Below are 17,960 nucleotides of genomic sequence, written 5' to 3'. Positions count from 1 at the left end.
AGCAACTCAGCTTCATCAGCGAACTCAAGCTCAGGATGAAAAGCAGGATGAAATCCTCGATGCCAGACTGGACGGTCATTATCGAGGTCTAAGTAGCAGTGCCTCCCACTGGCTGGGTGATAGCAGTAAAGCCACTGTCTACCACTAACGGTAAACGGCTTCTCTGCACCTCCACATGCCGGTACAAGGTTATCTGCTGCTATATGCGCTACAGCATCCATAGGATCAGTCCTCATCTTCGTCATCACGAACACAAAGATCACGAGCAACTATTTCCGCAGCTATCAACGCATAATCGTTGCCCTGCCAGAACCACCGCTCCGCCAGCTCATAGGCTTCGCTGGAAGGTTCGCCATAACCATGAGCCACCACGTAATCGTGGAACACTTCATGATCAAATGCCTTGCCATCAGCTTCCATGAACCAACCGACAGGGCACTCCAGAATGCGATGCCTTACGACATCTCGCTCTGAATACCCCTCTCTGACGGCTTGCTCCAACATTTCCCGCGACATACCAGGAGGAGTGATGATCTCTATGCTGATCCCGTCACTTCCTGCAAGATTGTCCTCGTATGGAAGACCGGCAAGTGTAAGGTGATTGCGCTTGCACCAGCCGATGGTCCGAAGTATCCGACTTTTGTCAGACTCCCTGGCCGTGTATCGGTTAAGCTGCATAGCCACCTCCAGCACACTCCCCATCTTCGATTTCACTTCCGAGCTCGACCATTCCAATCAGGTCAAGCTGGGTCATGTCCGAATCCAGAGAGCAGTCAATTGCTGACTGAATGATGCCTTTGTGGGCCAAGCCTAAAACGGACTTAATAGTCGAAAGCAGAGACTCGGCTTCGCTCTCGATTTGCTCCAGAATGTCTTTCCATTCCCAGTGCTCAAACGGTTGCCAAACGACCAGATCCTCAGGCTCGTCTCCCCGTTCGACACACTCAGACAAATACTCATAAGCCTTGCACCAATTCTCTTGTTGGCCCAGTTCACTGAGCACTAGAGCGGTAGCATGACCGTATGCGATTTGTTCAACTTTGGTATTGATAGACATAGTGTTTCTCCTCGTAATGGATAGAGGAGCCCCACCCGCAGGAAAGGCTCCTCCGGATGGGTTAAATTTCCAAGGTCACATCGGTTTTTGCTTTAGCGCAGCAAACCAACACTTCCCCTTCTTTGACAAATGCGATGGGCGTCTCGTCATAGGCCACTTGACCTTCGAGTAGACGAACCCGGCACATGCCACAAAAGCCACTGCGACAATGCGTTTCAACAGTGAGGCCTTTGCTTTCGATTTGCGCCAACAGCACATTGTTGCTGGCTTGAAGTTGTACGTTCATGGTCACGCTCCTTTGTTGTTGATGAGCGCGACCAATCCCCTCCGGGATGTCACGCCCCGGTTGGGCTACTCAGCAAGTGCATAGACACCTACCTCGATGCGAATAAAGAACCTGGCATCTTGAAGAACTTGCCTGACCTTTGCTTGCCAGTGGTTGTTCTCTCGATGCTTTGCGTAGGGTTCAATCTCTTTGTAAATCTGCTCCAGCTTCAACGTTTTCCCCTGTAGGGTTCGGCGTATTGCAGCTTTCCACGTAGTCGAAACCATATTGGTTGCTCGACGGTGTACGGCAGCAAGAAGACAGAGCGATGAGGCAACGTCGTTACGACGAAACACCAACAGCTTTTCATGGGCGATACGCACCAGCTTCCCGGAATACTGAGTTCGGTCACTCACACAGTTGTGCTGTGTTTTGATGATCTCATCCACCAGCTTCCCAGGTGCGATACGTTCCACAAGGCTGGACAGGTTGAAATAATCCCCATCGCGCCTCAGGTTTCCCATGAGGATTCCGTAATGCCCTCCTCGCTCACAGGCGTCATGAATATTCATAACGGCCAGCTCAAGGGCTTCAACGAACTCAGGCAAATTCATGCGGCTCATATCCCATTTGTTGGGCTCGCCCCACTGCTTACCTGAATACTGGATCATGTCCCAGTAAGGAGGGTGCCACCAGATCAGGTGTGCAGGCTCTCCGAGGAACGAAAGGAAGTCATCCCGCAACAGGTTGAACCCCTGATGCAAGTCTGTCCCTTTGAAACGGACACCAAGTTCATTGGCAACGTCGATGCTAGAGCCACCCCCAACACTTGGGTCTGCCACCAGCCCGTTCGGCTTTCTCATGTAAGACTCAATGAAGTCTTTAACGATAAAGCCCGAGCAGTTGCCTCGGTACTTGTTGTTTCCGTAAGGCCCCCTGTTTTCGTAGGAGCATACTGATGATTTGAACATGGCGTCCTCCATCATAGATGGGGCGCACCATGCTCCCATCAGGGGCCGGTTCGCCCCTGGTTAGGGATTAAGATCAAGCGTTATCTGCATACCACCAGCTAAGGCGATTGCAATCACGAAAGAAGGTTGCTTCATCAGGAGCCTTCATCATGACCACATCACCTTCGCAGTAGGTGCATAGCTCAAGCGTTGCTTCATTTTTCCAAAAGGCACTGCACCCCGATTCTTGATACACAACCTCCCATTTGGGATGTCGCAAGTACCGATGGAAGAAATCGAGAGTGTCACCATAAGGGAAGTTGAAGCGCTCCATCACTGAACCATTTTCTGTCAGTTCAGGTTTAACCTTGCCGGTTTTCAAGCGCTTCTTGATGATGCGCTGAACCCAACGAAGTCGTGCAAACAGCCGATTGGTGTCTTTCTCGTACCACTGGGGATTACGCTTGCTCCAGTAGAGCTTGGCGAAGATTTCCCCGGACAAATCCTTCATCTGGTTTTCGTTGAGCTCATCAAGAAAACGTCGAGAAGGTTTGTCGTAGTCAAGAACTGCTTCCAAAGCTGATAGGTTTTTCATAGGGACTCCTTATTGCGATTGCGGAGCCCCGTCCCCTCAGGGCTATCGGAGCCCCATAGGGTTAATTAGGGTTAATGGTTGAACGGCGATTTATCGAGGGTTGGTGAATCGAATGGCTTTACCAACGAAATCGGCCATCAGTCGATTCCCAGTAGAGCTGAAATAGCTCTGCCACTCTTTCCAACCACCAACGGATTCCACCGAGCTTGGAGACTCGAAGATACCCCAGATACGCATTTCACAACCTCGTTGCAACACTCGGTTTACCTGGTCAACCAAGTATTCCTTGTTCTGCAATGAAGAGAGGTTGCAAGGCATCTGCATGATCAGCTTTTCAGCTTGCTCGAAGTCGATTTTTTCAATCAACCCCGTGCGGGTATCCACAGAGAATGGAACCACCTGTTGACCGTGGTTAGACCACAACCAATGGGTGATATAGATCGGATTAACGCCAACTTCCGCTGGCACCAATACGCTGCCGCAAGACCGCAACAGCCAGACCAGACGTAAACCATCGAATCGATCCAGAGACTCCACATCGGTAGTGATGTCATCCTGGTAGATTTCAGGCAGCTTATGTTCGGCGGCGAGAGAGATCATTACGGATTTGAGATTGTTCAGATGAGACATGTGTGCTCCTTAAAGTAACTTGGGCACACAGAGCCTGTCAGGCGCAGTGCGCCCTTAGGCTGAGGTTGAATGCTGTTTGTTTTTGGCGACCAGCTATCGCACGTTTCGCCCTCAGAGAGGACAAAATTCACTTTCTCAGCAACCCTCAATGAAGGCCTCTGAGAAAGTGGGAGGGTATTCCCTCCTCACTTTGATTGTTCCACGAGAGCTGTGTGAACAGGAACGCTCAAACTGCCCTTTTCGGGTGCAAAGCTCAAAGACGCATCAACTGCCCCGTCTTTTCAGTTCTTCGACCAGATGTTCAGGCACCTTACTCGCAGTACAGGCCAGCAATACATCGAGGCCTACCGGCTTGTGAAAGCGCTTATTTGACCAGGAATCGCCAACTGATGACTTTGCCCAGTCGATTGCTTGCCCAAGACTGTGGAACTGCCGCCTGCCTGTGTATCCCATACGACTATCCAAAGTAACACCCTGGAACAGTCTCCAGTACATCGGAGGAATGCGCTTAGCAAGCAGTAAAAAAGGCGTCTCCGGCACTGTAGCCCTTCTACCTTTGTTCCGATGATACAAATCCAAAGATGAATGGAATTGGTTCATAGACTCTCCAAATAAAAACGGCCACCCCCGAAGGGATAGCCGTTTGTCGTTTCACTTCCTGTTAAGCTGCAAAAGCAGTCAATGACCGCTCCATCAACTTAAACAGTGTGCGTTGCAGAGCTGCCGCATCATCAATGACAATGTTCTTTTGGAACAGTCCTGACACTGCGGTAGTCTCTACCCCTATGCCGATCACCTCAACATCGCTTCGTTCACAGAGGTCAATCACTGAGCGACATGCCGGGGCGCTTTGAGGCTGCCCGTCAGTCACTACGATCAACATTTTTCGCTCTTCACGGGTCTTGGTGAGTTCAAAAGCTGCATACCACATAGCTTCCGCCATAGGCGTACCGCCAGTTGCTTTGAACCCAAACCGACCGGCCCGATTCTGAACCGTATCTCCATGCTTCACGACACTGAACACTGGCTGGTTCCGGTTGCCACCAAAAAAGGTGACTGCCGGGTTTACGCCGGGTATTGCTTCCAGAGCCATCGAAATAGCCAAGGACGCTTCCCGCGCAATGTCTTGACGCTCCTTTCCATTGGCGGCCTTGTAGGCCATCGAGGAGCTCATATCAACCAGGATGTGAACCGCCGTATTAGGGCGTTTCTTGGCTTCCGGCTTGAGGAATACGCGGGTATCACCCGTCACTACACGATGTAGTTTCCGAGCATCCACACGCTTCCCTGATCGTTGGTTACGGTGAGCAACTCGCTGGCTGGCCTGGACCAATCCGTAGAGCTGCGTTCTTATCTTTGAAGTGGTGCTCTTCACATCCCCTACCAGGCTTTTGCCAACAGCAGGGTTGTCCTGGGTGTTCACAGCAGAGCGAACAGTCATATAGCTACTGTCCCCCTTATCTTGAGCCACCCGGTTGAGCTCGGCTTTAAGTGCATCATGCGCGTCACCACGCAAATCACCGGCACCGGCATTCAGAACCTGCTGGAGCATTTTGGCCGCGTCTTGTTTCGCCGCGTCAGAATTGCCACCAGCCTGGCTTTGTCCTGCCTTGCTGCCACCATCAGTATCCGACTTGCCTTGGTCGCCCTGTCCTTTCGGATCAGATTTCCCGTTAGCATCGTCTTGCTTCTGGTCTTTACCTTGCTGATCACCACCATTGGCATCAGGCCCTTGGTTTTGATCGTTACCACTTCCGCCCTGACTGTTCTGAGGTTGGTTGCCACCAGCATTCTGCTGGTTGTTACCATCCTGACCATTCAGGGGCTTTTGCTCTTCTTTCTCCTTTTCCTCCTCGATCATCTTGATGATTTGGTCGGCCAAGGATGTCACCTCTGCGGTTGACTTAGTGTTCACAGCCTTACGCAGTAAAGCGTTCAGCCGAACAACAACACCCTGAGGGAACACGCGCTCGAATACGGGGGTAGCCGAATCGAGATAGGGTTGAAGGACGGATTGCCCTACAGCCTTGGTTTGCAACCAGTACAAACAAAACCCTGTCAGAATGGAGGCAGGGGCCTCTTTGTCTGTGACGTGCTCGTAATGACCAGCTTGAGCCATATAGCGAGCAACCTCATTCAGGGTCTGCGACGTACCGGGGAAGAGTTCCATCATGGCCCGTTCTATGCGGCAGTCCTCCAAAACGTTGGACAACTCAGCATGAAGACCTCTGCGGCGCTCAACACCAAAGTCCGTAAACCGGACATGGGCTGCTTCATGGGCCAAATACCCCCAGACAGCATCCATGTGAGGATAGTCGTCGGGGATATTCGGAACCACGATGGTCTTACCATCGGTGTATGCGTCATCGTTACCGATGGCGACTTTGACACCGAGTTTTTCACCATAGGCTGCGGCCACGATTGGTAGAGCGCTGTAAATGGTGCGTTTTTTGGACATATCTTTTCTCCTGGTAGGGAAGGAGATAGTCCACCCCTGGAGGGAATGGCTATCCCCTCCGGGTCGGTTTAGTTGAAGTGACTATTAGAAGAAATAGTCGCCATCGTCGTCAGTTTTAGGCAGCTCCTGGTTGAGAGGCTCCTCTGTCGGCTCCTCTTGGACAGGCTCTTGCTCTACCGGAGTTTCCTCAGGCAAAACCGGCTCATCCTCAACATCAACGCGCTCTTCTCGAACCACATCACCGGCATTGGATTCATCTTCCGATTCACCCTCGCCTCGTTCTGCAAAACTCTTGAAGAAGTTGTCGATGTCTTCATCCAGGTCAACAGCGTTACCACCGCTGTTAGTCTGTTCTGATTGAACAGATTCAGTACCACCTACCTGTTGCTGCTTGGTTTCGCCACCCTCTGTTGCAGGGATAAGCTCACCGGCTTTATCGCTTTTCTGTTCGGCCTTTTCATCTTTAGAACGGTCCCCCATCTGGGCTCCCGAACCGCCAATGTCATTAGCCATGCCCTCTACAGTAATCGAGCCATTGGCATACTGCTCGATGCGGTCCCTCTCGCTCATGATCAGCACTGCGGCCACGACCTGATAAAAGAAAGGCGCAACGATGTTTCGGCCATCGGCATGTTGCTCGTATCCCCGGAGGGTTTGGTCGAGCAGCTTGACCAGAGGGTTAAAAGCGCTGTTCAGGAAGCTAAGCCCATCCACCTTGTCGCGGATGTTACGGAGTGTCTGCCGAGTAGTGACCGCACATTGGTCTCGACCGGCCAAACGTTCCATATAGAACTTATTCGCTTCCTGAACCACTTCGGAGATGAGATCGTCACCCAAGCGCTCAACCTTGCGGTTAAGGCGTTTGGCGTTGGCCTCATCTTCGTTCACAGGCTGGATCATGAACACCTGGTACTCAAAGCCAATCCGCTCCTCGACCGTTTCCTTTGGAAGGGCTCCGGCACGGATAGCTCGTTCATACTCAGGGTTCTCCTGACACCATTCATCCACGGCTTTGTTGTAACCTTTGATGAAATCCTGTTTCAGTTGGTTAAACTGAAAGTTTATGTCATTCAGCTTGTTACAGATTTCATCGGTCTTGCTGACGGGTACGGCAAATCCGTTCATGAACGGCATACCGAATTTCAGCAGGAGGCGACGAGTTTCTGTTTTCAGGCGATGAAAGCCTTTCAGCTTAGCCGGATCACAGATCTTCTTACTTCCCAGTTGAGCTACTTTCTCAGGTGGAATTTCACCACCCTCGCCCAGCTTGAGATCAGATGCAGACAAACGGGTTTGTCCACTCCAGATGTCAAAGTCTACGTGGATAACACAGAGGCTTTGTAGATGGTTCACTTTAGTCATGATGCACTCCAAAAAGTTGGGGGCGCACCACGTCCCGAACCGGGCGGATGCGCCCGGTTGGGCTAGTAAATTAACGTTAATTTGCTGTTTGTTTTTGGCGACCAGCTATCGCACTTTTCGCTCTCCGAAGAGAACAAAATCTTGCTTTCCGTTGGAGACTCCCAGAATCCCCAAGGGAAAGCGGGGGAAAATCCCCCACTCACCAGTAGAACGTCTCTACTTCTTCCGGCAAATCATCAAGAGGAGCAAGCACGTCCTCATCAACAATGTACCGTGGCTTCACAGAGCCAGTAACCGTTACACGGCACCGCTCTGATGACTTCTCTCTGTACTGGTCAACATCCTCAGGCTTCACGCCTGACGCCTTATCAGCCAACAGCTTTTTGTAGTCTACCCGGCCAGCCGCTTTGTATCTCGTTACCATCACACCGCAGTAGTCGGCATGGAAGTATTCCCCCATGAGGGACTTCATGGTGTCGAGATGAGGCTTTTGCCTTTCTTGAAGCTCAGACAGTCGCTGTTTCAGCTCCTGAATCTCAGCATCATAGAGGCGGTATTCCTCAGCAGCAGCAATCCAACGGTTGACCTCTTCACCTTGCGGTATGTACAGGTCTCTCTCTGGATCTTTGTCGGGCTCCTTCTTGTCTACTACCTGTTGCCAGAACTTTTTAGCCTCGGCCAAGATTTCTTGAATCATGGCTTCGTCTCGGAGTATTGGAAACTCCTGAATCTGACCTTCAAAGTAGAAGACTAACCAGCCTTGCTTGGCCCCCGTTACCAGGAGCTGGTGTTGCACCTGCGGGTAATAAAGCTGGTATGCCTTGCTGTTTGCTTTCTCAGCACAAACATCTTCCCAGACAGTCGCACTCGGGCTTTTCAGCTCGACGGGCTCCCCGTTATCTCTCAGGCCATCCAGGGAGGCCCTCATGAGCGGGTATTGAACCGATTCGACACAGGCGGGGAGCAGCATGTCATCATACTTCTCCTCGAAAGCGCGTCTTGCAGCATCTTCGTTTTCTATCCCCCGGCGAACCAGCGGATTAAGACTCAGATCGACTTCACGCGCATACCCAGTCTTCTCGGCCCACAGTCTCCATCGTGTTTTGTACGGAGACCGATTGAGCAGGATAGCGGCGTCAGTGGCTGTTACACCTTGACGCCGCCAATCAAGCCAATCTTCCTCTCGTTGCGATAGGTTGACTATTTTCATGGACCTCTCTCCAATGGTTAGGAGGGAGATCTCCCCCAGCGGGGGAGTCCCCCCCGTTGGGGTTAGTAGTAACTGCCTTCCGCGCCCTCCTCTTCTGTAACAGGGATCATGTCCTCGTCACTCAAAGGCGGCATTTCTTCGGCACCAGGTTCAGCATTTGCAGAACCACCAGCGGCGGACTCTTGCTCGTGCGCTTCCTGGTAGTCAGGTTTCGGAGGCTCCATTTGATCCATCTCCTTGTCACGAAGGAATTGAGTCGCATATTGCAGTTCCGAACCTTCATACCGTCCCTTCACATACTCATGCGCCGCAGACCATGCGTTTTCAGCAATGGCGCGATTTGCGAGTTTGGTTAGGATCGGGTCAAGCTCTTTGTGCTCAATAGCCAAAGGCTCTTGGCTTTGAACTTGAGATGGTGAAGGGAGATTGGCAATAGCCGGGTTAATGGCCGATGCCTGCTCCATTTCACGGATGCGTTCAGCTTCATCCTGGTCATAAATACCAGAGAAACCAAATGCGACACGAGAACACTGGATCAGCGACTTGTGCCGGAGTTGACGCTTGGTGTGCGTTTGCCAGGGGCCATCAACAGTGTAAGCACCATTGCGACCTTGACCCTGAAACGGTTCACGGTACACCTCATCAATGAACTCCTTGATGCGGATAGGGCGAGATCTGTCCTTACGGTAAATCACGCATTCAATCCACTCAGGGCAGTCAACTTTCGCCCCCTGCATTCTGACCATCTTGTCCGAATACACGAACTCGACGCCATCATACTGGGGATGCTCGTTGATGATGCGGCTCCAACCATCAACACCTACTACCGGAATGATCCCATTTTGCTTGTCAGGAAACGCATAGATTTCCCGAGTGAAAGGGTTCAAACCGTACTGTTCAGCCACGATCAGGAGCGTCATCATCTGCTCATCGGTCGGGGCACTTCCATCTCGCTGCTTGAATGCGGTCGCCTTCAAAGTTTCATAGAACTTTCGGGTGTCCACGCCAAACCGGCTTGCGATACGGGTTACAAGAGATTTGTTATCAGACATGGTGTTTCTCCAATTCACGAATGAACGGTTTGAGGACACCATGACCCCCTCGGGGCATGAGTGCCCCCGTGGGGTTTAGTAAGAGTTGGCGGTGTTACCCGCCAGCCAAGTGGTGCAGCCGCATGAACGGGATGTCATCATCCCAGCCATCAGGAGCGGGACCATAGCCTCCGCCCATACCACCTTGCGGTGCTGATTGCTGCACAGGAGCAGATTGCGTACCGGCTCCTGTACGTTGCCCTTTTTGGGGCGCTGCACGTTGAGAGTTGTCCTGAGGTGCATTTCCACGACCACCAAGCATCTGCATTTCAACGCAGTGTACTTCGGTGGTGTAGCGCTCGATTTGTTGGCTGTCAGTCCACTTCCGGGTGCGGTTGCTCCCTTCGAGATAGACTTGGGAGCCCTTTTTCAGGTACTCACCAGCGACTTCTGCCAAACGACCTTTAAGCACAATACGGTGCCACTCAGTATGCTCTCTTTGCTCGCCAGACTGCTTATCGCGCCACGTATCCGTTGTTGCAACGTTGAAGTTGGCAACGGCAGTTCCGCTTGGCATGTAGCGAATTTCCGGGTCAGAACCGAGATTACCGACCAGAATTACTTTGTTGACGCCTTTAGACATCATGACCTCCAAGTTATTTGGAGAGGGCCAACGCCCCTTTCGGGGAGCAAGCCCCCGTAAGGGTTAAAAAAAGTGATCCTCTTGTTCGGCGTCGATCTCTGCCAGGCGAATCAGCTCAGATACAAGGCCAAGCCTTTCTGCATCTGCTCTTACTTCGTCGTAGCTGAAACCAAACCGTTCAATGAGGGGTTTTAGTGAATCAAAACGCTCGTAGTCGAAGGTATCACCCTGTTCATCACAGAATGCCACCAGCGGCTTCTCTACGTTTGAAAAGTCATCCGCGAAACGCTGTTGCAGGTAAACCAACATCAGCAGGGGTTTGTGACCATGTTCCGGGCGGAGTTCACCAGCGCCTTCCAGCGTAGCTGGATGGATAGTGTTTTCGCCTAGTCCAGTGCTAACCCCAAGCTCATAACCGCTGTCAGTACGCATCAGCACACTGGGTAGCAAGTCATTTGAGCCTTCGCTCCGAGCAACCTCAAAGCCGATTAAACCGGCTCCTTTGGCAAAAACCCCAGCAACAAAACCTTTGAAGAGGTTTATGTCACCTGGAGGTAACTCAGAGGGCGGAGATAACAGCCAGTTGAGAGATCCCAAGCTGGCTGTTTGTCCGGCTGAAACATTCCCCCCTTCCAGCACCGTCTGTGTCTCTGCGTTTACCAGCACCTCATCCAGAAAGGTGTACCCCTGGCTGAGAAACTGTGACACATACTGGCTTTCTTTGTCCTTGTAGGACATTGGGATCGTGTCTGGGCCGTTAGCTTCAAAAGGTCCTTCGAGCTTTGTCTCAGACCAATTTTCAGCTTTCCCATCAGTGACGGTTCGGCGTAGCTCGACCATCGTGAATTGGCCTGGCTCCGAGGAGCTGGGCTCCCGGAGCAACTTGTAGCCAATGAAGACTTCTATTGTGGTTTCGTCATTGCCCCACTCTTTAGCAGTGTAACGACGGCACAAACAGTCATTTTTCTTCATGCGTCACCCCTTAGCGCCATTGGTCCCCGAACACATCCTTCGCAACACGCAGGATGGCTTCACGCTCCTCTTTGGCCGCACGGATAAGCAGAGCTTGATCCAGGGCGTATTCAAGAGCATTTGGGGCACCACGGAACGCTAGAGACAGTTTCGCCCAACGCACCAACGTCCGAGTGGACATGGTGACGCTGATCTGACCATCTTCACCGTTTTCGCCAAGAAACAGTTTGCGGACCTGATTAGCAATCCGAACCATTCCCTTCCGCACATTTTCCGGAAGTTTCGGAGTAACACGGCCAAGAATGCTGAGTTCAGCTTCCTCATCCGCATACCCTACTTTGGTGAAACGATAGCGATCCATAGCTGCGAGGTTCTGCATCATCACCCCCTGGTACAAACCAGAAGCATCACCGGACCCCGTAGAGTTACCAGTAACGACCACACGAAACATCGGGTGCGGCTTGATGATTTCCCCGCCATTCTGAGCGATCACAAGGGGACGCCCTTCAAGGACATCGTTGAGACCAGCCAGCTCGGCAGGGTCGGCCAAATCCACCTCGTTGATGAGGAGCAGATGACCTTCACGCATAGCGACTGCCAGAGGTCCATACATGAACTTCATGACAGGTGGTTGACCAGGCTTTTCCGCGACCAGAGCGTGATGTCCAATCAGATCTGTCAGCTCCATCCGCCCGTGGGCAGTGATTTGCTGAACAGGCCAGTTGAGACGACCAGCGATCTCGGTGATACCTGAGGTTTTGCCAGACCCGGTAGGGCCGGTTACGAACAATGCGTCACCGCCAGGCTCTTTGAGATAGGCCAAGACCTCTCGCAGAAACTCTTTGCGGAAAACGTAGTTGGTATCAGTGGCAGGGATGAAAGGGTTTGAACCGTCAGCGTAGCCGATGGCCGTTACCTTCTCCGGAATGCTGGGCATACCGAAAACCTTGCTTACTGAGAATTGAGAGTATTGAGACATAGGTGCGCTCCTATTGTGACAGGCGCACCACGTCCCGAACCGGGCGGATGCGCCCGGTTGGGCTAGTAAATTAACGTTAATTTGCTGTTTGTTTTTGGCGACCAGCTATCGCACTTTTCGCTCTCCGAAGAGAACAAAATCTGCTTACTGATGGTATTCACCATGAGTAAGAAGACTTTTAAGGAGCGAGGAGAGTAGCCTCTCCTGGAGGCCACTCCCTCAATGGACGAACATCACCACATCGTCGTTTTGACCAATGACCCCGGTTTCTTTGGCCCACTTCACTGCTTCACTGTGCGCCTGGTAGGAGCTGGAATACAGTTTCGGATCAAATTTCACCTCGCGTCCATCAGCCAGATAGATGATGCCTGCGTGATCGTCGTAAACATGAAGATTCTGTTGCATTCGACATTCCCCCTGTAGCTTGTCGTCAAAGCCAACTGACACCAGAAGACTTTGAGGACAAGCCACAGAGGCTTGACCAGAAAGAGAGGGGTTGCCCCCTCCCTTTGCGTTGACTATCAGCAGTAACCGAACGATTCAGCGATTCTCACGAAAGGACGAGAGATTGCCCAACCAGTAGGGATACACAAAGCGATGATAGCGATTTCCATGATGTTGCTCCTAAGCAAAAAGGGGCAACATCCCCGTCGGGGTATGGTTGCCCCGATGGGTTTGAAAGTGTCGAAGATTACTCAGCGACAGTTATTACCAAACAAGTTCCTTGCCCTTACGAAGGTAAGTCGGGATTTCGAGATAATCCCAGTCAGGTTCTTGTTTAGCGACTTCTTGAACTTGAGTTACCTCAGGTTCAACGACTGCTTTGGCTTGTTCAGCCTTGGCAGCACGTTCTTTGATGACGGCCTGTACAGACCGCATTGCAGGAACTGCGAATTTGTTCCAAAGGAACAAACCGATACGCTGGAACACTTTAGCGAGAACGATGAAGGAAAAAGCAAATGCCTTCGCGCCTACGTACAGTGCGCCCAGAGATGCAAGCAGAACTACAATGAAAGTGATGATGTGCATGGTGTTGCTCCTATGTAAAAAAACAGGGGCAACACCCGAAAACCGGGAGAAGCCCCCGGCTTGGGGTTAAGTAATGCCATACGGCATAAGACTAGATGCTGTTTGTTTTCGGAGACCAGCTATCTCACCTATAGCCGCAGAGCGACTAAGATGATTCAAATATAGCTCACCTTTGCTAAACAGAAAACGCTGTAACTGTCCATTTTGGGCACTTCGAGAGGTCAGGTTACAGATTGACCGCATTTATCCTTTCCAGTGCGTTTATCTGTACCTCAAATTTAGGAGTATCTCTAATGGCAGAAGCACAAGTAGCACTGGACACAAACAACGACCGCAGCAACCACTACTCTCGCCCTGTTTTCAAGCAAGTTCTGAAAGTAAACAGCCTCCAAGCTCAGCGCGTCATGGAACGCAGCTTTGAGCGAGTTTCCAACTCCCTGTTCTCCATCGACGTGATCCTTCGCATCATCGGTGAGCAGGACGAAATCGACCAGGTTGAAACCGTCATCCTGGAACACATTTCCAAGGTCTCCGAAGACCTGGACAAAGCTACCGCCCAGCTCAACAAGCTGATGGAAGACAACGGCATCGACATGATGCCCGGCTACACCAACCCGAATGAATACACCATCGAGATCAACTCTCCTCAGGTTGCTCAGTTTGCACACCTGATCCGCAAACTGGATACCCTGATGGGGATCGTTGACACTCTCTGGCTGAACACCGTACTGACCAGCAAGCAGCGCACCGACGCCACTTACCAATGGCAGCAACGCCTCATCAAGCTGGCCGGTCGAATCATCGGCATCGAGAAACGGGCTCGCATTTCCGCCCACAGCAAAGGCAAAGAAGGTGAAGTGGCCGAAGCCGCTCCGGAATCTGCAACCGGCGACAAGGAAATCGCAGACGAAGCCGAGAAAACAAAAGCAGCATAACCCAGCCCAAACCTTTGCCCCTCGCCCGAGGGGCTTTTTTTTGTCTTTTATGGTTGCATTTTTTGATGCTGTGATATTATCGAAGTAAATCAGATTCAACTCAGGTAAGAACGGAGAACAACATGAAAAAGGCTTTAATCACCACCGTGGCTCTGGCTGTAGCAGCTCTATCTGGCTGTGCATCCACCAGCAGTTACGAACCCACAGCGTACAAAACCAATCACAGTCGCGCTTACAACATCGCGGAGGCCGGTGGCCTGGTAACAGGCATCCAAGACGCTTCTGTTCCGCGTGACAAGCTGGAGCGTCTGACCGACACCAAAACGTTTGGGGCAGCCTACGTGCTGTCTGGCTACATGTCCCCTCAGCTCGGAATGACCGACTGGCAAGGTGGCTTGGTCAACCTTGCGAACTGGGCTATCGGCCCCAAACAGCATGGCGCTCGCAATAGCTTGATCGCTTGGATGCCTGCTAACGAAGCAGTTTCACCGGCAGACGCTCAGGCCAAATTTCTTTCACATGTGAAAGTTTCCATTGAGTCAGCGCTGACTGATTTGGGTGCCAATTTCACGCTTCTGTATGACAAAGATGGTCGCCTAACCTATCAGTTCTACAAGAATGAATGGGGTTGCCCGACGTGGGTGAACGGACAAAGTAAGGTAGCTGACATGTGTTCCGTTAAGGTGAAAATCGTGGAGCCTCGCCTAGGGTCAGCTCCTAATTTTGTCTCTGGCGTTCAAGGTACAGCGTATGCCTTCACATCAGGCCATGAGACCGCATACAACTTTGTGAATGTCGGTAATGGGGCAGCAAGCCATGCTCCTCAGCAAGCGATCTACGCAGCTATTAGCAAACAGCTACCAGCTTGGGCCTACCTCTACCTTGCTCCAAAATCGGTTGAGCTGGATAATGGCGAAAAAGTTGCTTTCCCTTACCTTCTTGATCAGGGAAAAGCAGAGTTATTTGTTTACCCAGAAGCGTAATCAATCTACATGAGAAAGGGGCCGAAAGGCCCCTTTTTTTATCCACCACCACCAGTTGGCGCGCCTGTTTGAGGGTCTATGCTGTTTGTCGCCTCTTTTCGCTTCGCGTCAATATCAATCCCTTCCAACCGCTCCAACGCCCTTTCCTGAGCATTCTTCCGCGTCCCGTCAATATTGAAGTCATTCCCTGCTCCAGTCAGCGAGTCGAGATTTATTGAGGCCGGATCAGGGAATTTACCGTTCTGCTGTAATATCCCAAGCCACTCATCCAAATTAATTTTGCTCCAATCAATTTCGGCAATTTTATCTAGTGGAATCCCTTCACACTGAGGATTTTTGGGGTCTCCAAAGTTCTGCCCCAATTGAGGGCGAACCTGTTCTTGTATAATACGAGAGAGCGGAGAATTGAAGCAGCAATACGCTTCTCTTTTTTCAATACAAGCGCCCAACACCTTAGATTTACAATAAGAGCCTACATAGGTGCAATTCTTGAGCGCTCTTTTGGCGTTCATAGTGAACTCTTCTTCCTCGCACTTATAAATCATCTGGATCATCACCATCGCAACGACATAGACGGTATATATCGTCATGGCAGTGCTAAGCCATGTTGTCGCAGTCTCCATCATTGCTTCGGCAGCTTGTTCAGATGCTGCGGCAGCCGCCTGCTCTGTTGCTGCATCTTGGCCTGCTGATTTCATGACATCCATCATCACTTCTTTGACTTGCTCTTTGAGCTGGTCAATGAGTTGATCAACAAACTGCTCTACAGGCTGGAAGAACGAATCAACAGCACCTGAAACGTTCTCTATATAACTTGTGAACGGTTTTGTGACTTCTGTCCACCCTTGAAGGGCAGGTTCCCTAAGTACCTGATAAGCACCTTTAAGCGCATTACCATCAGTCAGCCCCATCACTGCGCCATCGAGCTTTGGAACGGCCATTATTAGGTTCAGATAATCGGCAAGAGATATATTGGTTGGCTTTTCACAGCAATCAGAAACTCCCCCAACAGCTATCTTGCATTCGCCAGCTTCCCCTGCAAAAGCAGAGCAAATAACGTTTTCATCCCCGGTAGGATTGTCATCCCCATCTTGGCCTGTGCAGCTCATATCCTGCGTCATGAATTGGGCTGCATTGAGCAACGCAGTAGCGCGAGCAAAATCAGTGCTTTGTGTTTTGGTCAAATCAAGGCAGTCATCTCCCATGCAGCGTATAGGCCCACCGCACTGGTACTCAGTTTCCTTTTCCAAGGTCGGAACAGAAACATCTGTACCACAGTCATAAGTATCCTCGTGGACGTAGCACGTACCAGAACTTCCCTGAGCACCATCAACACATTTGGAACTGATGAAGCCGCACTGAGGGTTTTCTTCATATTTCTGACAGCTATCGAGATTCCCGCCCGTGTTTACCGGACAGTGCGTTTCACCTTGAGGGTCTGTCCAGCAGTCCATTTGCCCCTTATAAAAGTCATAGTCAGCTTTAACTCGAACCTTTTTGCATAGTTTTGGAATACCAGGCAAAGGTGACGGCTTGAGTTGAGATTCGCAAACTTTGATCCCATTGATGACTGTGCAGCCCGTAGCATCAGTCGGGTCATCTATACATGTGATCTCGCCTTCCGCAAAACCATCTACAACCCCTTTGGCTGAATCCATGCAGCTCTGTGGAGCCCACTCATCCTTGGTAATGGCTTTTGATGGGTCATAGCGTAGCTTTATGCGGCCAAAACCCTCACCTGCGCCAGTTACTGAAACGCGGATCTTAAACGTAACAACATCACCATCTTTCACATTCTTGAAATAGGGAGTGACATCAATATTAGGGTTTCGCTCCCAACTTGTTGACAATTCACATCGGCCAGCCGTTTCTGGAGGGAAATTGCCGTCAGGGCCGGACCATACTTTAGTTTCCTGACCTGATTTACCAACCCAAACTTGCATGTAGTCATCCCACTTGGCGTACTCAAGAGTTGCAGACACTATGGCGTCTGGATTACTGACTTGGACCCGCGTGTATTCCTCATAAATCGAACAGTTGCCACTCCAGTAGTCGTTACCAACTCGGCCAATCCACAACTCAGTACAGCCTTCTCCACAAGATTTGAGGTTATATGGACCATCATAGTGCTTCACCACAGAGGCATCGTAGTCATGGACAACCTCACAGTCCGCGCTTTGATCTACAACACGCTGACACCGTTCATACTCTGGAATGTGGGCGTTGATAGTATTCTGATTGATGGTTGTTTCGGCAGAACAATCCCCAAAGCCACCTGCGATGAGGTCCATATCCTCATAGGTCTTTTTGCTTAGATTTAGTACAGGGTCATTACTGAAATCAGGGCGTGATCGATTAGAGGCATCGAGAAGAACCTTGTATGCCGCACCAGAGATTGATGGATTAGCACTATTGGCATCACTCCACAGCGACCCTTTTGCATTATTCCCCACGCTGTCCATGTCATCGCCAGAGTCGTAAATGCCTTGCAGACCGCCCACATCAGGTTTATTGGCATCAGGGAAGTAATAACTATCAGGTTTATTGTTGGTCCCGCTCGTTCCGGGGAATAGATCATTGACATTAATCTGACTCCCCCCGTTCATTTGGAATTGACCGTCTTTCAACGTCGGCATAGAGATTGTGCCATCTTGCACAGTCCCCGAGCTCGACTTGAATGAGTTTGAGAGGTTTTGTCCGAAAGCCTGGGCCTCTTTACCCACCGCTGTGATGTCCTGGTCTTGGCTACCGTTAGCGTAGGAATGTATCGGCAGCGCAGACATGGTTACTGTCAACAGCGAGGCCACAGCTTTCATAAAGTAATTATGACTTCGCATTGTGTTCTCCATTTCAACCTTCCC

At 51.0% G+C, this 17,960-nt stretch carries 19 protein-coding genes; 2 read left to right on the top strand and 17 right to left on the bottom strand.

What is annotated here, in order from left to right:
- Window positions 1–225: 225 nt before the first annotated feature.
- The 16 genes from CF168_RS21155 to CF168_RS21080 all read right to left on the bottom strand — a co-directional run bounded on the left by CF168_RS21155 (window position 226) and on the right by CF168_RS21080 (window position 13,181).
- Window positions 226–678 carry a hypothetical protein gene (locus CF168_RS21155; RefSeq protein WP_001176699.1) on the bottom strand — a complete coding sequence of 151 codons (453 nt, stop codon included), beginning with the start codon at window positions 676–678 and terminating at the stop codon, window positions 226–228.
- The gene (locus CF168_RS21150; protein WP_000026577.1) at window positions 668–1,057 is read right to left on the bottom strand and encodes a hypothetical protein; all 390 of its coding nucleotides are present in this window, start codon (window positions 1,055–1,057) and stop codon (window positions 668–670) included. The genes CF168_RS21155 and CF168_RS21150 overlap by 11 nt, the downstream gene beginning before the upstream one ends.
- Window positions 1,058–1,118: 61 nt before the next feature.
- Window positions 1,119–1,343 (bottom strand): class I ribonucleotide reductase maintenance protein YfaE, encoded by a 225-nt coding sequence (gene yfaE / locus CF168_RS21145; protein ID WP_001102700.1) that lies wholly within the window; start codon window positions 1,341–1,343, stop codon window positions 1,119–1,121.
- Between the two features lie 65 nt (window positions 1,344–1,408).
- Window positions 1,409–2,293 carry a hypothetical protein gene (locus CF168_RS21140; RefSeq protein WP_000477209.1) on the bottom strand — a complete coding sequence of 295 codons (885 nt, stop codon included), beginning with the start codon at window positions 2,291–2,293 and terminating at the stop codon, window positions 1,409–1,411.
- A gap of 73 nt (window positions 2,294–2,366) precedes the next feature.
- Window positions 2,367–2,867 carry a hypothetical protein gene (locus CF168_RS21135; protein WP_000793769.1) on the bottom strand — a complete coding sequence of 167 codons (501 nt, stop codon included), beginning with the start codon at window positions 2,865–2,867 and terminating at the stop codon, window positions 2,367–2,369.
- A 90-nt stretch (window positions 2,868–2,957) separates the two neighbouring features.
- Window positions 2,958–3,497 (bottom strand): hypothetical protein, encoded by a 540-nt coding sequence (locus CF168_RS21130; RefSeq protein ID WP_000018872.1) that lies wholly within the window; start codon window positions 3,495–3,497, stop codon window positions 2,958–2,960.
- A gap of 264 nt (window positions 3,498–3,761) precedes the next feature.
- A complete protein-coding gene (locus tag CF168_RS21125) occupies window positions 3,762–4,097 on the bottom strand; it encodes a hypothetical protein (RefSeq protein ID WP_001071288.1) in 336 nt (111 codons plus the stop codon).
- Between the two features lie 61 nt (window positions 4,098–4,158).
- Entirely contained in the window at window positions 4,159–5,955 is a 1,797-nt protein-coding gene (locus CF168_RS21120; RefSeq protein ID WP_000039318.1) for a VWA domain-containing protein, read from the bottom strand.
- Between the two features lie 84 nt (window positions 5,956–6,039).
- Window positions 6,040–7,317, bottom strand: a complete 1,278-nt coding sequence (locus CF168_RS21115; protein WP_000170086.1) for a DUF3150 domain-containing protein — start codon at window positions 7,315–7,317, stop codon at window positions 6,040–6,042.
- A 199-nt stretch (window positions 7,318–7,516) separates the two neighbouring features.
- Window positions 7,517–8,527, bottom strand: coding sequence for a YqaJ viral recombinase family protein (locus CF168_RS21110; protein WP_000706865.1), 1,011 nt, complete (start codon window positions 8,525–8,527; stop codon window positions 7,517–7,519).
- A 62-nt stretch (window positions 8,528–8,589) separates the two neighbouring features.
- The gene (bet, locus tag CF168_RS21105; RefSeq protein ID WP_001282585.1) at window positions 8,590–9,579 is read right to left on the bottom strand and encodes a phage recombination protein Bet; all 990 of its coding nucleotides are present in this window, start codon (window positions 9,577–9,579) and stop codon (window positions 8,590–8,592) included.
- Window positions 9,580–9,673: 94 nt separating this feature from the next.
- Window positions 9,674–10,204: a single-stranded DNA-binding protein gene (gene ssb, locus CF168_RS21100; protein ID WP_000987165.1), complete on the bottom strand. Its 531-nt coding sequence runs from the start codon at window positions 10,202–10,204 to the stop codon at window positions 9,674–9,676.
- Window positions 10,205–10,264: 60 nt separating this feature from the next.
- Entirely contained in the window at window positions 10,265–11,173 is a 909-nt protein-coding gene (locus tag CF168_RS21095; protein WP_000739139.1) for a hypothetical protein, read from the bottom strand.
- 10 nt (window positions 11,174–11,183) lie between these two features.
- Complete coding sequence (locus CF168_RS21090) at window positions 11,184–12,152, bottom strand: AAA family ATPase (RefSeq protein ID WP_000085162.1); 969 nt, start codon at window positions 12,150–12,152, stop codon at window positions 11,184–11,186.
- Window positions 12,153–12,371: 219 nt separating this feature from the next.
- Window positions 12,372–12,557 carry a hypothetical protein gene (locus CF168_RS21085; protein WP_001186917.1) on the bottom strand — a complete coding sequence of 62 codons (186 nt, stop codon included), beginning with the start codon at window positions 12,555–12,557 and terminating at the stop codon, window positions 12,372–12,374.
- 303 nt (window positions 12,558–12,860) lie between these two features.
- A complete protein-coding gene (locus CF168_RS21080; RefSeq protein WP_000547566.1) occupies window positions 12,861–13,181 on the bottom strand; it encodes a hypothetical protein in 321 nt (106 codons plus the stop codon).
- 293 nt (window positions 13,182–13,474) lie between these two features.
- On the opposite strand from CF168_RS21080, the gene CF168_RS21075 reads away from it, so the two are divergent.
- Both CF168_RS21075 and CF168_RS21070 read left to right on the top strand, forming a co-directional pair.
- Entirely contained in the window at window positions 13,475–14,116 is a 642-nt protein-coding gene (locus CF168_RS21075; RefSeq protein WP_000796664.1) for a hypothetical protein, read from the top strand.
- Between the two features lie 122 nt (window positions 14,117–14,238).
- The gene (locus CF168_RS21070; RefSeq protein ID WP_000709517.1) at window positions 14,239–15,099 is read left to right on the top strand and encodes a hypothetical protein; all 861 of its coding nucleotides are present in this window, start codon (window positions 14,239–14,241) and stop codon (window positions 15,097–15,099) included.
- 38 nt (window positions 15,100–15,137) lie between these two features.
- On the opposite strand, the gene traN is transcribed toward CF168_RS21070, so the two are convergent.
- Entirely contained in the window at window positions 15,138–17,936 is a 2,799-nt protein-coding gene (gene traN, locus CF168_RS21065) for a conjugal transfer mating pair stabilization protein TraN (protein WP_001256487.1), read from the bottom strand.
- Between the last annotated feature and the right edge of the window lie 24 nt (window positions 17,937–17,960).

Origin of the sequence: Shewanella bicestrii (genome assembly GCF_002216875.1) — a bacterium.
GTDB lineage: Bacteria > Pseudomonadota > Gammaproteobacteria > Enterobacterales > Shewanellaceae > Shewanella > Shewanella seohaensis.
This window is presented reverse-complemented; position numbering and strand designations above follow the sequence as displayed.

What these genes read in the sequence shown, in the direction of transcription:
- bet (WP_001282585.1), bottom strand. Translation starts at nt 9,579, where the DNA reads ATGTCTGATAACAAATCTCTTGTAACCCGTATCGCAAGCCGGTTTGGC.
- CF168_RS21155 (WP_001176699.1), bottom strand. Translation starts at nt 678, where the DNA reads ATGCAGCTTAACCGATACACGGCCAGGGAGTCTGACAAAAGTCGGATA.
- CF168_RS21115 (WP_000170086.1), bottom strand. Translation starts at nt 7,317, where the DNA reads ATGACTAAAGTGAACCATCTACAAAGCCTCTGTGTTATCCACGTAGAC.
- CF168_RS21150 (WP_000026577.1), bottom strand. Translation starts at nt 1,057, where the DNA reads ATGTCTATCAATACCAAAGTTGAACAAATCGCATACGGTCATGCTACC.
- CF168_RS21120 (WP_000039318.1), bottom strand. Translation starts at nt 5,955, where the DNA reads ATGTCCAAAAAACGCACCATTTACAGCGCTCTACCAATCGTGGCCGCA.
- CF168_RS21085 (WP_001186917.1), bottom strand. Translation starts at nt 12,557, where the DNA reads ATGCAACAGAATCTTCATGTTTACGACGATCACGCAGGCATCATCTAT.
- yfaE (WP_001102700.1), bottom strand. Translation starts at nt 1,343, where the DNA reads ATGAACGTACAACTTCAAGCCAGCAACAATGTGCTGTTGGCGCAAATC.
- CF168_RS21070 (WP_000709517.1), top strand. Translation starts at nt 14,239, where the DNA reads ATGAAAAAGGCTTTAATCACCACCGTGGCTCTGGCTGTAGCAGCTCTA.
- CF168_RS21125 (WP_001071288.1), bottom strand. Translation starts at nt 4,097, where the DNA reads ATGAACCAATTCCATTCATCTTTGGATTTGTATCATCGGAACAAAGGT.
- CF168_RS21075 (WP_000796664.1), top strand. Translation starts at nt 13,475, where the DNA reads ATGGCAGAAGCACAAGTAGCACTGGACACAAACAACGACCGCAGCAAC.
- ssb (WP_000987165.1), bottom strand. Translation starts at nt 10,204, where the DNA reads ATGATGTCTAAAGGCGTCAACAAAGTAATTCTGGTCGGTAATCTCGGT.
- CF168_RS21130 (WP_000018872.1), bottom strand. Translation starts at nt 3,497, where the DNA reads ATGTCTCATCTGAACAATCTCAAATCCGTAATGATCTCTCTCGCCGCC.
- CF168_RS21095 (WP_000739139.1), bottom strand. Translation starts at nt 11,173, where the DNA reads ATGAAGAAAAATGACTGTTTGTGCCGTCGTTACACTGCTAAAGAGTGG.
- traN (WP_001256487.1), bottom strand. Translation starts at nt 17,936, where the DNA reads ATGCGAAGTCATAATTACTTTATGAAAGCTGTGGCCTCGCTGTTGACA.
- CF168_RS21110 (WP_000706865.1), bottom strand. Translation starts at nt 8,527, where the DNA reads ATGAAAATAGTCAACCTATCGCAACGAGAGGAAGATTGGCTTGATTGG.
- CF168_RS21080 (WP_000547566.1), bottom strand. Translation starts at nt 13,181, where the DNA reads ATGCACATCATCACTTTCATTGTAGTTCTGCTTGCATCTCTGGGCGCA.
- CF168_RS21140 (WP_000477209.1), bottom strand. Translation starts at nt 2,293, where the DNA reads ATGTTCAAATCATCAGTATGCTCCTACGAAAACAGGGGGCCTTACGGA.
- CF168_RS21090 (WP_000085162.1), bottom strand. Translation starts at nt 12,152, where the DNA reads ATGTCTCAATACTCTCAATTCTCAGTAAGCAAGGTTTTCGGTATGCCC.
- CF168_RS21135 (WP_000793769.1), bottom strand. Translation starts at nt 2,867, where the DNA reads ATGAAAAACCTATCAGCTTTGGAAGCAGTTCTTGACTACGACAAACCT.